Annotated in this window: 12 protein-coding genes; 8 read left to right on the plus strand and 4 right to left on the minus strand. The window is 48.7% G+C overall.

The genetic code is table 11. The annotated features are described in order from the left end of the window. Positions 1-54 precede the first annotated feature (54 nt). From D8Y20_RS04390 to D8Y20_RS04405, 4 genes are all read right to left on the minus strand, one after another. The gene (locus D8Y20_RS04390) at positions 55-2,487 is read right to left on the minus strand and encodes a response regulator (RefSeq protein WP_121541828.1); all 2,433 of its coding nucleotides are present in this window, start codon (positions 2,485-2,487) and stop codon (positions 55-57) included. After that, a complete protein-coding gene (locus D8Y20_RS04395; RefSeq protein WP_121541829.1) occupies positions 2,484-5,336 on the minus strand; it encodes a PAS domain S-box protein in 2,853 nt (950 codons plus the stop codon). Before D8Y20_RS04395 ends, D8Y20_RS04390 begins: the two co-directional genes overlap by 4 nt. A gap of 164 nt (positions 5,337-5,500) precedes the next feature. Next, positions 5,501-5,740: a GlsB/YeaQ/YmgE family stress response membrane protein gene (locus tag D8Y20_RS04400; RefSeq protein ID WP_121541830.1), complete on the minus strand. Its 240-nt coding sequence runs from the start codon at positions 5,738-5,740 to the stop codon at positions 5,501-5,503. Continuing rightward, positions 5,740-9,549, minus strand: coding sequence for a PAS domain S-box protein (locus D8Y20_RS04405; RefSeq protein WP_147434016.1), 3,810 nt, complete (start codon positions 9,547-9,549; stop codon positions 5,740-5,742). The genes D8Y20_RS04400 and D8Y20_RS04405 overlap by 1 nt, the downstream gene beginning before the upstream one ends. A gap of 476 nt (positions 9,550-10,025) precedes the next feature. On the opposite strand from D8Y20_RS04405, the gene rpsF reads away from it, so the two are divergent. The 8 genes from rpsF to D8Y20_RS04445 all read left to right on the plus strand — a co-directional run bounded on the left by rpsF (position 10,026) and on the right by D8Y20_RS04445 (position 15,508). Next, complete coding sequence (gene rpsF / locus D8Y20_RS04410; RefSeq protein ID WP_121541832.1) at positions 10,026-10,526, plus strand: 30S ribosomal protein S6; 501 nt, start codon at positions 10,026-10,028, stop codon at positions 10,524-10,526. Next, complete coding sequence (locus D8Y20_RS04415) at positions 10,504-10,836, plus strand: hypothetical protein (RefSeq protein WP_236075248.1); 333 nt, start codon at positions 10,504-10,506, stop codon at positions 10,834-10,836. Before rpsF ends, D8Y20_RS04415 begins: the two co-directional genes overlap by 23 nt. A 52-nt stretch (positions 10,837-10,888) precedes the next feature. Further along, entirely contained in the window at positions 10,889-11,251 is a 363-nt protein-coding gene (gene rpsR, locus D8Y20_RS14010; protein ID WP_121541833.1) for a 30S ribosomal protein S18, read from the plus strand. A 40-nt stretch (positions 11,252-11,291) separates the two neighbouring features. Then, positions 11,292-12,323: a DUF2232 domain-containing protein gene (locus D8Y20_RS04425; RefSeq protein WP_121541834.1), complete on the plus strand. Its 1,032-nt coding sequence runs from the start codon at positions 11,292-11,294 to the stop codon at positions 12,321-12,323. 1 nt (position 12,324) lies between these two features. Beyond that, positions 12,325-12,774 (plus strand): 50S ribosomal protein L9, encoded by a 450-nt coding sequence (gene rplI / locus D8Y20_RS04430; RefSeq protein ID WP_121541835.1) that lies wholly within the window; start codon positions 12,325-12,327, stop codon positions 12,772-12,774. A 17-nt stretch (positions 12,775-12,791) separates the two neighbouring features. Then, on the plus strand, positions 12,792-14,180 hold the full coding sequence (dnaB, locus tag D8Y20_RS04435) for a replicative DNA helicase (RefSeq protein WP_121541836.1): 1,389 nt from the start codon (positions 12,792-12,794) through the stop codon (positions 14,178-14,180). A 93-nt stretch (positions 14,181-14,273) separates the two neighbouring features. Further along, positions 14,274-14,894 carry a trimeric intracellular cation channel family protein gene (locus tag D8Y20_RS04440; RefSeq protein ID WP_121541837.1) on the plus strand — a complete coding sequence of 207 codons (621 nt, stop codon included), beginning with the start codon at positions 14,274-14,276 and terminating at the stop codon, positions 14,892-14,894. Continuing rightward, positions 14,894-15,508, plus strand: coding sequence for a trans-aconitate 2-methyltransferase (locus D8Y20_RS04445; RefSeq protein WP_121541838.1), 615 nt, complete (start codon positions 14,894-14,896; stop codon positions 15,506-15,508). Before D8Y20_RS04440 ends, D8Y20_RS04445 begins: the two co-directional genes overlap by 1 nt. Positions 15,509-15,562 lie beyond the last annotated feature (54 nt).

A 15,562-nucleotide genomic window follows, 5' to 3' on the forward strand; every position in this document is an offset into this window, starting at 1 on the left:
ACGCATTCGTAAACGATCCACCCCGTGTAAACAACACGGGTGATTGCTAACAGATTATGTATCCAGCTTATTGCGGATGGATTGGCTCATTGCCGCAATCGAAAACGGTTTACTGAGGATATCCGCATTGGCAATATCCAAATTGCCGGTCAAAGACTGTTCTTTGTCATAACCGGTGCAGAACATCACCTTGATATCCGGCTTGATCTCGCGCATTCGCTTATATGCAGCGACGCCCCCCATCACCGGCATGACCACATCAAGAAGCACCAGATCAATACTGTCAGGCTGCGCTTTGAATAGATCAACAGCCTCCTGACCATTACTAGCCGTCAACACCCTGTAACCCAGACTGATCAGCACATCACTGCTTATTTCAAGTATCGATTGATCATCATCAACCAGCAAAATGCATTCACTCTTACCCTGCATAGCCTCACCACTTACCACAGTATCGGCTACTGCTGGTGTTTCCAATTTGGGCAGATAGATGTGGAAGCTGGTGCCCTGGCCCAGCTCACTTTCTACTTCGACAAAGCCTTGATGCCCTTTGACTGCACCATACACCATGGCCAGACCCAGCCCCGTTCCCTTGCCCTGCTCCTTGGTGGTAAAAAATGGTTCGAACAGGTGTTCGATCTGATCGCCGGGTACACCACAGCCGTTATCACTAACGCAGATATGCGCGAAATGGCGAGCGTTGATGTGCCACGGGCGCTGTCGCACAAATGCTTCATCTGCATCGAATGACTCCAGGCAAATGCTGATCAACGGATTATCGACGCCTTCGATTGCATCGCGTCCGTTGTTGACCAGATTCATCAGCACCTGGTGAATCTGGGTACTATCACCATAAACAGTCAGTTCATCGTCGCAAATATGTAGTTCGACCCCGATGTTTTCCGGCACACTAACCGACAACAGTTTCATGCTCTCTTTAAGGAAGCTGGTTAACGGCATGGCTTGCATATCCACGGTACTCTTGCGAGAAAATGTAAGTAGCTGACCGATCATCTCCGCCGCTCGAAAAGCCAGCACATCAGCATTATCAAGCATCTGTACCGCTTCGGGTAGCTCATGCGCTTCATCTTTGGCTAGATAAATATTGCCTGTAATACCAGCCAATATATTATTGAAATCATGGGCAATACCACCCACCAGGGTTCCAATTGCCTCCATTTTCTGAGCCTGTTGAAAACGCGCCTCCGCTTCTTCGATTTGCGTCAAATCGGACTGAACGCCGACAAAGTGGGTGAACGTATCAGGGCTGTCCGACTGGTCATGAATCGGTGAAATAGTCAAAAAGCTAGGATAAAAACTGCCATCTTTGCGTCTGTCGATCACCTTTCCCTGCCACGACTTCCCGGCTGTGATGGTCTGCCACATCTCGCTATAAAAGTCGGCACCCTGCTTGCCACTATTGAGGATATTCGGTTTTTTGCCTAATACTTCTGACTCCTGATAACCGGTCAGACGGGTGAAAGACGGGTTGACGTATTCGATATTGCCTTGTCTATCGGTGATCAGCATAGCCTCACCCGACTGTTCTACGCAGCAGGAAAGTTTGCGCAACTGGTCTTCATGCTGCTTCTGTTGGCTGATATCACGCGCAATCGCCTGCAGTACAGGTTTGCCATCCAGTTCCATCGCCGTCAGCCATATATCTGCAGGAAACAGGGAGCCGTCCGCTCTCCTGTGCAACCATTCAAAGCGATCACTACCATGCACAAAGGCTGTATTGATATGTTCATCGGCCAACTGTTGCGAATCTCTGCCGCCAGCTTGCTTGGGCGGGGACAGTGCCGCCGGATGTTTACCCAAAAACGCATCGCGAGCCACACAGCCGAACATCTGCATGGCTGCCCGGTTGCAGTCGATAAACCCATCTTCATCGAGCAACATAATGCCATCGCTGGATGCATCAAACAGCGTCCGGTATTTGGCCTCGGACTGTTTCAGGGCGCGGCGTTCGCGCTCCAATTGCTCTACCTTCTGTTCCAGCTTATGCACCAGCCGAATATTGTGCCCGCGCTCATAAACGGTTTCGCTGAGTTGGGGCGATTCAACGCCGGTAGGTATCGTCCGCTCCCGGGCTTCACCCAACACTTCCGCTATTTCACTGAGTAACGCCTTGTGCTCGGCAGGCTTGATGATGAAACGCGCTGCACCGAGGCTGAGACCGAAGGCACGATCATCCTCGCCTGTGTAGGTGGCAGTGTAGAAAATGAATGGGATACAGGATAGAGCCTCATCCAACTTGCACTGGCGACATAGTTCATAACCATCCATCACAGGCATCAGAATATCACTGATAATCAGTTGAACTGATTCCTGACGCAGAGTTTCCATGGCTAGTTTACCATTTTCTGCGGCATAAACCTGATATCCGGCGCGCTGCAGCAACATCTGCAAGACTACGAGATTAGCCTGAACATCATCAACGATTAGTACACTGGCCTGCCCCTCGCTATTGCTAAAGGTGCTCACTGCCGATCCTCCAATACTTCATGCAGGGCCATATGCACTTCGCTGATGTTGATCGGCTTGGTCAAATAACGCAGGAAACCGGCCGCCAGACCGCGTTTAACATCCTTTTCCATGGCATTTGCACTGAGTGCGATGACCGGAATATGGTTGGTCAGATCATCCTGCTGCAGATGCCGGAGCGCTTCAAATCCATCCATGCCGGGCAGGTTGATATCCATGATAATCAAGTCCGGCTGCTTGCTTTCGGCCAGCTCCAGCCCTAACTCGGCATTGTGCGCTGTGATCAGTTCAATATGGGCCATACGCCCGATGATATGCTCCATCAAACTCATATTGGCCGGATTATCTTCGACATAGAGCAGTGTTTTTGCTCTCCCTTTTGCCCCAGCAGTGCTTTCGACTGCGGTTGTTCCTGTTGCAGCTGCATGCGCTGCATGGTGGTGATGATCATCCGCCAACGGAAACTCCACCCAGAAGGTGCTGCCAACACCCGGTTCACTATCGAAGCCAATATTACCTCCCATCAACTCCACCAGCTGTTTGGCAATGGTCAGACCGATACCGGTACCCTCGATGGCGCTACCTTCCGCCCCCAACCTGTTAAACGGAGCAAATACCTCAGCCCTTTTCTCTGCCACGATGCCCAGTCCGCTATCGCGTACCGACAGGCGCAACATATCGGCCTCAGCCGGCTTGCACTGCAGCCATATCTCGCCGTTTTTGCGGTTATATTTAACGGCATTGGAGAGCAGGTTAAGCAGTACCTGCTTGAAGCGCGTATAATCAGCACGCACTGCAGGCAAGTCGCGCCCGCTCGTCTGGTCATGGATCTGAATGCCTCGTTTATCCGCCATGCTGCCGATCATCTCCAGACAGGCATCAACAAACGGACGAGGGTGCACCGCTTCGATGGATACAGTCACCCGACCCGCTTCGATCCGGGCCATATCCAACACCTCATTGATCAACTGTAACAGGTGATTGCCCCCCTTGAGAATGTGGCGAACACACTCCGCCTGCTCCTCGCTCAACTGTTCATCCGGATGGCTCTCCAGCAACTGGGCAAAGCCCAGGATGGCATTCATCGGAGTGCGCAACTCATGGCTCATGCTGGATAAAAATTCAGATTTGGCCGCATTGGCCTTTTCTGCCGTATCCTTGGCCTGCTGTAATGCTGCCTCCGCCAGCTTGCGCTCCGTGATATCACGAATAATACCGACAAAGGCCGAATCACCATTCAAATCCATTGCATTTACAGCCAGATCCAGAGGGAAGACTGAGCCGTCCTTACGACGCCCCTCGACCTCACGTCCAATGCCGATCACCTTCTTAACTCCGGTATCATGAAAATGTTTCAGATAGCCGTCATGCTCACTGTGATACGGTTCGGGCATCAGCATTTTTACGTTCTGGCCAATTACTTCACCCTCTGCATAACCAAAAATACGCTCGGCGGCCGGATTAAAACTTTTCACCGAGCCTAGATTATCAATCGTGATCAAACCATCCACCAGACTATTTACAACGCTGCTCAGATGGGTGGTTTTGTCTGTAACCTCATGTTCCAGTCGCTCCGTAGCATGCTGCTGGTTTTCGGCAAAGGCATTAAGTGTCTGATAGAGCTGTCGGAACTCATCACGAACCTCATCTTCTGCCAGCCTAAAGGAGAGGTTTCCCTTGAGCATTTTATCTGATGCTTCCGCCAAATGAACCACCGGTGTAACAATATAATGACTGACCAGCCAGGTAATAAGCACCAGCGCGATTAAAATAATCACCAGAATGGATAGCAATAGTGGATTAAAGCTTGCGCGCACCGCGCTAAAGACCACCTTATCGGGAATCACGGCAATCAATGTAAAGCCATGATGATCAAAGAGCAGCTTGTGAAATGCCTCCACCTTGCCGTCCTCGGCATCATAGGCAACATGCTCATTCTCTACAGACAACAGTTCAGCCAAAAGGGGAAATTCATTCCTGACGGTGTAATCGAAGCCGAGATCAAATCCAAAGGATTTAGCCGCATCAGGATGGTACAGGAAATAACCATCATTGTTGATCACATAATGATGGATTCCGTTTTTTCCGTCACCGAGCTCTGCGAATAGCTGTTGCCCGAGCAAGTTGATTATCAGCATACCGCGACGATTACCGATATCGTCAAACACAGGTGTGGCAATACGTAGTACAGCCCTGTGTGGCTCCTCAATCTTCCCTTGCTCCCGATTCAGATCCATATGAGAAAAATAGATTTCACCATTGGCAACCTGCATGATCTCTTTGAAATAGCTGCGCTTCATCTTGTTTTGCAAGCCGGATGCTGGAATAACATAAGCATGCCCATGATTACTATCCACACGCACCAATTCGTTGCCCTTATCATCGAGATAGTGCAACTGCTGGATTTGCGGAAACTGAGTTATGAAAGAAGAGAAAATTGTCTGCAGGCGCTGCTCCCAGAGCAACTGCTTGTCGCCGCTGAGTGGATCTATACCGTCATTAGCCCGACTGCGAATAATGGCCTGCACTGGCGGTGTATCCCTGATCACCATCAGCGCATGTTTGCTTTCGTTGACCGTTGTTTCGATCTGGCTACCCAAGCTGGCAACCTCAGCCAGTGCACGTTGCATCGCTGCCTTCTCGGCCAGTTGCAGGCTTTGCCAGTAAGCCACGCCACCGGTAGCCAGCAGCGCCAGCAATAGCAGACCACCTAGGCCGAGTATGGCCTTACCTCGCAAACCGAAGGTGAACTCTTTTTTACGCTGACCCGCGTTTTTTGCCGCCCCCATAGCACCCTCCTGCATAGATTCGCCCCATAGAGCGATTGCTGATGCCGGTACAACTACCATGAGAGCCTATAAAGCATGATAATGCTGCATACATAGCCATCAGATGCATGTTCACATGCGCAATCAAACCACTCTCAAATATAGCCCAATTTAAAAAACTATCAAACAGCGGTGAGTTCATTGATGCGTTCGCACCATTCATCATCCCGTCCATAGACGGGTTTTTAACGTTTTATTAAACCGATAATAAAAATAAGAATGACCGCACCGGATACTGCTGCCATCAGCGTGCCTATCATGCCTGCGAATGCAAAACCGAAAAAACCAAACAGATATTTCCCTACAAACGCACCAACAACACCAACGACCATATTCCCGATCAGGCCAAAGCCGTTACCTTTCATGACATTACCGGCAATCCAACCTGCAACAGCCCCGATCCCCAAAAAAATTAATAAATCCATTATTCGCTCTCCTGTTCAGATGGAATCATCTCATGAATCAACAAGGACAGCTCTTCAATCATCACCGGCTTACTGATCACACGACAGTATTTGTGATGCAATTCACCATCCAGAAGCGACTCCTGATCATAACCTGTATAGAAAATAACAGGCAGTTCCGGTTCAACCTGACGAATCCGTTTACTGAGTTCAGCGCCCCCCACATGCGGCATCACCACATCGAGAATAGCCAATTGAATCTGCCCCACGTGCTCTTCAAATAACTTCCATGCCTGAGCCCCATCTGATGCACTTAAAACACGGTAGCCCATCTGTTCCAGTGTCTCCACCATCACTTCGCGCAGCATATCTTCATCATCCGCCAACAGGATCGTTTGTGCGTGACCGGGAGCAATCACCGACGGCTGTTGTGATCGCTGCAATTTTGCCGGAGTAGATAACACCGGTAACAGCACCTGAACCGTTGTCCCCTTACCCGGCTGGCTCTTGATAGAAACACTTCCACCATGCGACTGCACAGCCCCATATACCATCGACAACCCCAGGCCTGTCCCTTTGCCAACCTCCTTGGTGGTAAAGAACGGCTCACAGATACGCCCCAGCATCTCCTCATTTATACCAACCCCGTTATCCATCACCTCAAGACAAGCCGCTTTAGTACCATCATCTTTTTCCTGCGTATTCAGTACTATTGAAATTCTTGGGCTTCTGACCAATTCGACTGCATCCCGAGCATTAGAAATCAGATTCAATAGAATCTGTTGAATCATGCCCGCATCTCCATTCACAGTGATATCATTCTGATGCAGCTGTATATCCAGTTCGATATTTTCAGGCACAGCCACCTTGTGTAATTTCATTGTCTCTTTCACCAATGTCGTGAGCGGTAAAGACTTAAACGCCACACGGCCCTTACGTGCAAAGGTCAATAGCTGTTCGATGATTTCTGCCGCCCGAAATGCCTGACTTTCAATGGCTTCTATGCGCTGCAGTGACGAGGGCAGCGCTGCGACCTCTTTCCTGAGCAGATAAAGCTGCCCTGTCATACCGGCCAGCATATTATTAAAATCGTGGGCAATGCCACCTACCAATGTACCCACAGCTTCCATTTTTTGAGACTGCCGTAACTGCTCTTCGAGATGTTCATAGTGCGTCAAATCTTCATATACAGCCGTCAGCTGGGTCAAACGCCCTTTTCGATTACGAATGCCGGCAACGGAAACCTGAGCCGTGTATTCCTCGCCATTCTTGCGTTGGCATCGTATCCGTTTTTGCCAGGCTTTACCGTTAAGCATATGTCGGAACATATCCTTGTAAAACACCTCATCCTGACTATCCGCCTTCAACATCACCGTGCTTTTACCTTTCACCTCATCGGCGGAATAACCGGTAATGCGGGTGAATGCCTGATTAACATACTCAATACGATTTTTTGGGTCTGAAATAATAATTGCCTCAGCAGCATGTTCAACCGACTGCGTTAACTTTGTTACGACTGCATCGGCCCGAACATATTCAATGGCCAGCGCCGCCAGTTTCGCCGCTTCCTCAATGGTCTCAATTTCCCGCGCATTGGGGCAGCGTTCTTCAGAACAAAGCATGGCAAAGGTGCCCAACACCTTGCCATCGGCACCAATAATCGGTTCTGACCAGGCTGCATTCACATGCAATGGAAGCACTTGTGCGCGATATCTGTCCCACAACGGGTCACAACGCACACTTTCCGAGATCACACGTTTACCATAAAAAGCAGCCGCACCACATGAGCAGTTATCAGCGCCAATCAACATACCATCCATTACTTTTCTAAATTCCATAGATAATGATGGATATGCCTTAGGAAACAGCTTATTCCCCTTCTTCATCATCACCGATATACGCAAATCAACGTGCATCGACTCACAAGTTTCAGCCAGTATATTAAGGCTATTGACCAAGGGCTGCTTAGTGGTCAATGATTCAAGCACCCTGTGATGCAAGCTTGCCATCATTTCACTATGTTTGCGCTCACTCACATCTCTGAGACTCACGACAATGGCCGGCGCGCCATTAAAACTGGTCACGGCACTGCGTACTTCCGCAACAAACGGCTCTCCATTACTTCTGAGCAGCGTTTGTTCAGCAGTCGCATTCAATACTCCGCCCTGCATAAGCGCTTCGACTCTCTGCATAGCCAGAGGCAAACTGTCGGGGTGAACGTGGGTTCTAAAATCAACACCTAAAGCTACCTCTACATCATCATAACCAAACATCTGCGCCGCTTCGCTATTGGCAAACACAACATGGCCAGCCTGATGAATGACCAGCGCATCCGGCAACACTTCGACCAAGTCTCTGTAGCGCTTTTCGCTGGCCTGAATGGCGGCATCATGGGCTTTGATTTCACTCAGGTCATAAAATGACGCAATCACGCATTGCTCACCATCAAATGCCATCAAACGCAGGGATGTCGATACCCAAAACCTTGTTCCATCTATTTTTTGAAGATACAGCTCATATTGATCGACCTGTCCTTTCTCCACCAGAGTTTCCATCACCTGTTTTCGATCATCCGGATTAACGAAACTCGACATTGTCTTTTGACCAATCAAATCGGCGATAGGCACACCAAACATATCAGCAGTCGCCTGATTGCCATAAAACAGTGTGCCATCAACCAGCCGGGTCACAATCGTTGCCACAGGATTACAATCGAGAATACGCTTCAAATCACCAGAGCTGTTATGAATGTGCTCTTTCATCCATTTTAATTCGGTAATATTGCTGCCATACACATACACCACACCGAGCTCTTCAACACCCTTGATGGTCCACTGGTAAACACTGCCATCCACCTCACCGGTGCGCATAACCTGCTGATTGTTCCGGATATATCTGGGCAGATTCAGATCACCCAGACCAGGCACCTGCTGCACTGCCTGCCCTTGAAATTCACTGCCAAACAGCGTCAGAGCAGCCGGATTCATATCATGCACGCGCCCGTCTTCGTTCACCCTTATCACCGGAGCAGGATTATTCGCTGCAAATGCGGCTTGTTCCCTCAGTTTGGTTTCATTGCGTCTGCTTTTCGATACATCACGAAAACTCCATACACGCCCGACAATCTTTTCACCCAGCCGCTGCGGAATTGAATAACGTTCAAAAATCCGCCCATCTTTAAACAGCACTTCATCATAACTGGATGCATCGGGTGTGGCATACAACGCCATGAGTTTTTCAACAAATGCATTTGGATGCACTAACTGCCCCAGCACATGGGCTATCGCACCCTGATCATCTCCCGCTTCCACAAGTGCTGAGGGTAAATTCCACATCTCTACAAATTTATTATTGTAACAGTTCCACTTGCCATCGCTACCGACATCCAGAATACCATCAGCTGTAGATTCCAGAGTAGCACGCTGCAATGACAGGCTGGCATTCAACGCTTCTCGACTTTCATGCAACTGCGTGATGTCCCGGCTAATGCCGATCAGACCAAGCTGACTGCCATCATCAGCGTAATAAAGGGTTTTCAGCGTATCAAGCAACACCCTGCTACCATCGGGATAATCCACCCACTCTTCATTACGGCTGGTCTCACCTGAGGCCAACATCTCCCGGTCTTTCTGGCGAAAAAAATCAGCCACATCTTTGGCAAACAGATCTATATCTTTTTTTCCCACAATCTCATCTCTTGCAAGCCCAACGAACACTTCAAATGCTCTGTTGCAACCAAGATAAACGCTTTCTTTATCCTTAAAAAAGATCAGATCCGGAATCGAATCAATTAATGCTTGTAGTAGTAAATGTTGTTGACCTCTATTCAAACTCTCACCCCCCCGCCCAAGATAACGTTCAAAAGGAATGCGATTATTGCGATTAAACCGTATGCATCCCTTCAAAGAAATTTCACTATGGAAGGATAGCACAATATTTAAAAAAGTCTGGTTTCAATTTTAATGAATTAAACTAAATCAGCGCAATAATTCAAACCATATCACAGGCCTTTTCCCGTATCCCCGACACCGCCAATCTGTAGCGTAATCGCATTATAAAGTTCACCATTTACTATCACTATTCTTATCGTTTAGTGCCCAGGATAAATTCTTACAGAAGGATTTCAGTGCAAAACTTTAAACTTTTCAAGTTAATCACCCTGCTCCCATCAGAAGATTTCTTGCAATCACTCCATTAGTTCTTATGATGCGGCGCCACTGCATGGGAAACTATGTAGAAAATACCTTGCTCCGGACGCGCTAAATCGTACCGGGGCGTACGTTAGTACACCTAGAGGAGCGCCGTTTTGTATTACGAAACTATTTTTATCGTTAATCCTGATATCTCTCAGGAAAACACCGAAGCACTTACCGATGATCTCATCGCTAAAGTCGAAAAAGTCGGTGGCCGCATTGTTAAACGCGAAAATTGGGGTTCACGTCCGTTGGCATATTCTATTGCTAACCGTAAACGTGGTAACTACATTCTTCTCGTTACTGATGGCAGTGCTGAAGCCCTTAAAACATTGGAACATGCAATCAGCCTTGAAGAACGCATCATCCGTTGCCTGACCACCAAACTTACTGAACTTTCTGACAAAGCATCTCCATTGCTACGTCGCGCTCAAGCATCAGCTCAAGCCGCTGCTAAGCGTGAAGAAGCTGCTGCTGAAGAAAAAGAAAGTGAAGCATCCGCTGCTGCAGAAACAGCTACTGTAGAAACTGCTGCTGAAGAAGCACCTGCAGTTGAAGAAGCTGCAGCTGAAGCAACAACGGAAAAGGCTGATGGAGCAGAAGCAAGCGCCTGATTTTAACCGTGTCCGCGTTGCGGGCCGGCTTGAAAACATGTGCCAACGCTGGACACCTGATGGTTCTCTAGCACTGACCGCTGACCTGTTTACTACGCGCCCCAAGCTGGGACCAGCTCGTGACGAAGTACAAGAGGAACAGCCAATGCCACTGCGTAGTAATGGCGATATTGCTCAAACGCTGTTGGCCTTAGAAGGTCAAAACGTGATGATCGATGGTTGCTTACGCAGACGATTTTATAGCAAGGACAACAACCCTTGCTGGGGACAGGTAGAAATCTGGGTAGATGCATGCAGGGTTTTAACGTAACCCGCTCTCACCACAGATGAATGCCTCAAACAGAGAGATTAAGGAGTTAGATATGACTGAAGAAGTAAAAAAAGCTGCACCAGCTGCGACGACTGACCGTCCACAGAGTGCTCGTCCACAAGGTGATCGTCCTCAGGGCGACCGCCCACAACGCCCACAGCGCCCACAGCGTAGCGGTGGTGCTGGCGGCCGTTTTCAGCGCCGTCGTAAATTTTGTAAATTTTGTGCAGACACAACCATCCTTATTGATCACAAAGACCCGGACATGCTGCGCGGTTTCATCACCGAGCGTTACAAGATCCTGCCTTCACGCGTGACTGGCACTTGTGCAAAACACCAGCGTTTCCTGACTACTGCGATTAAGCGTGCACGCGTACTGGCACTGGTTCCATTCACCCCACTGCATCACGATTGATTCAGCAAGGGTCTACGTTACACACTGAGCTGACAGGATCATGATTCAACAGCAGTCACCTGCCCCACAACCCATGCCTAAGATGGTCGCTTTTGTACTGACGCATCGTTTACCATGTGCAGTTTTAATGCTGGTAATGTTGATGAGTGTTGTGTGGCTGCCATTGTTCTCACAGGGGCTTGCGCCCTTCCTGTTATTGGTTGCCACCATGATCGGACTGACGATTCATATGTTTGTTCCTGCCGTGGTAGCCCTGGTGACATTTGGCGGCGGATTAATATTTGCCAGCCATGTCAGTGCCATCACAGCCATTGCAGTCATGCTGATCACAGGCTTTGCCTTTGTGCCCGGACTGATTGTATTTGTAGCCTACGGTTTGTTACCCATGGTTGGCGCTCTGTTCATGATGCGTCCGAATGGTGTCAAACAGAGTGCTGAGTGGTTAGCACTTGGCTTGGGTTGCATGAGCTTCATTGCACTTGCTATCGCAGCCATGATGCATGATGTTGGCATGAAGGAATGGGTAAATCAGTTGCTTGCACCAATGTTTGAAGGTGTAGAGCAACAGATTACGGCAAATGGGCAGATAGTTGCCGGTGATCATGAGGCGGCTCAAATGCTTGAGCAAGGTCGTGAAATGATGGTAGCTATACTACCTGGTTTGATGGCTTTCGGCATTTGGCTAACCTGGTGGAGTAATCTTGTATTTGCACGGCATTTTGCCAGCAAATACGGTTTTTATCAGGGTGATACGGCAACGTTATTAACGTTGCGATTTGGTAAGCCAATCGCTTATGTGTTTTTGGTTTTACTGCTGTTGATGAACTTCACTGGCGCTGGCGATTTGCAATATATTGCCAGTAACGCGGCCATCCTTACCGGTGGTATGTTAGCGATGCAGGGTGTTGCAGTTGGACATAGCTGGTTGAAAGCAAAGGGTATGATGCTTTCAATCGCCATGATGTATTTGATGTTACTAATCTGGTCGGTCATGATCATCCCCTTTGTGATCATTGGCCTACTGGATATTTGGTTTGATTATCGCCGGAAAATCCCGGTAGTTGGAGGATAAAATGCAATTAATTCTTTTGGAACGTGTTGAAGGTTTGGGAAATGTTGGTGATGAAGTCAACGTTCGCGCTGGTTATGGTCGCAACTTTTTGCTACCACAGGGTAAAGCAAGTGTGGCTGATGCTGGCAACCGCAAGACCTTTGAACGTCGTCGCGCTCAGCTTGAAGCAAAACAGGCTACAGTACTGGAAACTGCCAAGGCTGAAGCAGCTAAGCTTTCTGAACTCACGCTGGAAGTTGTTCGCGCCACTTCAGATGGTACACATCTGTATGGTTCTGTGACCACACACGAACTGGCTGAGCTCATGAACGAAAATGGCCAGAGCATTGAGCGTCGTAACATTCTGCTTGATGAGCAGATCAAAACCGTTGGCGATCATAGCTTCCGTGTACGTCTGCATCCTGATGTTACTGCTGAAATCAGCATCAAGGTTGAATCAGAAAAACACTGATCGCTGAATAGATCGCATTGAGTCAACTGATTCCCCTCCGTACTGATACGCTCAGAGAGCGTATCCCGCCCCACGCACACGATGCAGAGCGGGCGGTACTGGGGGGAATCATGCTTGACCCTGAAGCACTGGAGCGTCTGGAAGGCACACTGCAACCTGAACACTTCTATGTTGAAGCCAATGCACGCATCTTTTTTGTCATTCTTGAACTCAATGGCAAAGGTCAACCTGTTGATGCGCTAACGATTAAAGATCATCTCGAACGTCGTGATGAGCTTGCTTCCTGTGGTGGTGAAGCCTATCTGGCTGAACTGGTTACGGCTGTTCCTACATCGGCAAATGTTAAACACTACGCCAGCATTATTCGCGAACGCTTTGTGTTGCGCGAACTGCTCTCTGTCTGCAGCACTGTATCTCAGGATGTATATCAGGAGAGCGCGCGCGAAGTAAACGAACATCTCGATACGGCCGAGAAGAATATTCTCGCAATCGCGGAATCATTCAATCGATCACGCCCCTCATTTGCCAAAATGAGTGATCTGATGCTCGAAACATATAAGGAATTGGAAGACCGCTACGCCCAGAAAAAGGTTGTTACCGGCATCCCCACCGGATTTACAGATCTCGATATCCAAACTGCTGGTATGCAGCGCGGTGATCTGATCATTGTCGCGGGTCGTCCAAGTATGGGTAAAACCGCCTTCTCCATGAATCTGGCTCAAAATGCAGCCATGCGTGGTGACGATGACAACAGCGGCGTAGTCGGCGTATTTTCTCTGGAAATGTCGAGTCAACAGATTGCCATGCGTATGCTGGCCTGTGAGGCACGCGTGGATATGTCCAACCTGCGTACCGGCCGTTTCTCTGCTGAAGACTGGCGCAAACTGGCTGCGGCCAGTGGCTCTTTGGCAGAATCCAATATTTTCATTGATGATACACCAGCTATTTCTGTGATGGAACTGCGTTCCAAGTGTCGTCGTTTGAAACGTGAAAACAAAGGCCTTGATATGGTGCTCATCGATTATATCCAGCTGATGTCCGGGCGCAGTAATTCAGAGAACAGAGCGCAGGAAGTCTCTGAGATCAGCCGTTCACTCAAAGGCCTGGCAAAAGAGTTAAGTGTGCCTGTTATTGCCCTCTCCCAGCTCAACCGTTCACTCGAGCAACGTGCCGACAAACGTCCGGTGATGTCTGATCTACGTGAATCCGGTGCAATCGAGCAGGATGCCGATGTGATCATGTTTATCTATCGTGATGAAGTGTATAACAAAAAACCTGAAAACGAAGGTTTGGCAGAGATCATTATTGCCAAACAACGTAACGGCCCGATTGGTGATGTGAAACTAACCTTTGTGCATAAATTCACGCGCTTTGAAAATCATGCCTCTGCGAGTTTCGACGACTAGTCTTCCCCCTCTGTCTGTGCCCGGATAAACGTACACACATCAACAACAAACCACTCATCATCTGGCATCTTGGATACGATGCCGGGAGGAATTATGCTCACTGCCAACATGCAATTACCGATGTCGATTCACCTGCTTGATCTATTCGGTACTGCCGTATTTGCACTGACCGGTGCGCTGCGCGCATTGACCAAAAAACTGGATCTCATGGGCGCGGTAGTGCTGGCCATCGTCACAGCTCTCGGTGGTGGCATGATGCGCGACGCACTACTTGGTCGCCACCCGCCGGCTGCCTTTGTGGATGAAGTATATCTTCTGATTGCCATTTTCACCGGCATCGCAGCTTTTTTCTGGGGCCGTCAGATTCGTGAACAGGAATCCTGGTTAATCATCTTTGATGCTATTGGACTCGGTGTCTTTACCTTGGTCGGTGCATGGATTGCTGATCAGGCCGGACTCGGTGTTACCGGCATCATTTTCATTGCCATGCTGACCGCAACCGGTGGCGGTGTATTGCGTGCCATGTTGGTGGCAGAAATCCCCTTTATGCTTAAAAAAGAAATTTATGCCTCTGCCAGTCTTATCGGCGCAGCTTCCTTTCTGCTGTTTGATTACTTGAACTTTTCTATTGGTCTCATCATTTGGGCTGTTGTGCTGATCACTATCGGTATCAGACTGATCTCCTGGCGCTATAACTACAATCTGCCAAAATAATGGATACCGAACAACGCCAGGCAATGGTTGAACGCCATCGCCAAAGCCTGATGCATTATGGTTATGGCCCTGAAACACTGTTCTGGAGTACACGCGGCATTCAAAAACAGCGCTTTAAAGTGCTATCAGAGATCGGCATTCAAAATGGTGATTCCCTGCTCGATGTTGGTTGTGGTTTTGCTGATCTGCAAAGCTGGTTGAATGGTCAGGCCATTCACGTGAACTATACTGGCATTGATCTTTCGCCCGATATTCTCGACACAGCCAAAACCATGAACCCTCAATTAAAATTGCAATGCGGTGAACTATTCGATTTCAACTGGCCGCAAAAATCCTTTGATTGGCTTATCTTATCCGGCACGCTGAACTGGAACCTTCACGATGATGGTCATTACGCCAAACGCATGATCCAGCACATGTTTGAACTATGCAGCCAGGGCGTGGCATTCAATATGCTCAATGCACAATATTGTGACCACGCACTACTTGGAGAGATGGTTGCTTTTGATCCGGAACACATGCTTGACTGGTGCAGATCTATCACACCGCAGAGCCAGTTGCGCACAGATTATCTGGCCAATGACTTCACAATTTATATGCATCGAATGTGTTAATTCAACTCTAAACGCATTTCTTTCACCATCTGCAGCATCCCGCAAGTCTGATGC

Source organism: Mariprofundus sp. EBB-1 (assembly GCF_003665155.1).
Lineage (GTDB): Bacteria > Pseudomonadota > Zetaproteobacteria > Mariprofundales > Mariprofundaceae > Mariprofundus.

Excerpts from the sequence above, each read along its gene's own strand:
- rpsR (WP_121541833.1), top strand. The coding sequence starts at position 10,889 with ATGACTGAAGAAGTAAAAAAAGCTGCACCAGCTGCGACGACTGACCGT.
- D8Y20_RS04425 (WP_121541834.1), top strand. The coding sequence starts at position 11,292 with ATGATTCAACAGCAGTCACCTGCCCCACAACCCATGCCTAAGATGGTC.
- D8Y20_RS04395 (WP_121541829.1), bottom strand. The coding sequence starts at position 5,336 with ATGGTAGTTGTACCGGCATCAGCAATCGCTCTATGGGGCGAATCTATG.
- D8Y20_RS04440 (WP_121541837.1), top strand. The coding sequence starts at position 14,274 with ATGCTCACTGCCAACATGCAATTACCGATGTCGATTCACCTGCTTGAT.
- D8Y20_RS04445 (WP_121541838.1), top strand. The coding sequence starts at position 14,894 with ATGGATACCGAACAACGCCAGGCAATGGTTGAACGCCATCGCCAAAGC.
- rplI (WP_121541835.1), top strand. The coding sequence starts at position 12,325 with ATGCAATTAATTCTTTTGGAACGTGTTGAAGGTTTGGGAAATGTTGGT.
- D8Y20_RS04415 (WP_236075248.1), top strand. The coding sequence starts at position 10,504 with ATGGAGCAGAAGCAAGCGCCTGATTTTAACCGTGTCCGCGTTGCGGGC.
- D8Y20_RS04400 (WP_121541830.1), bottom strand. The coding sequence starts at position 5,740 with ATGGATTTATTAATTTTTTTGGGGATCGGGGCTGTTGCAGGTTGGATT.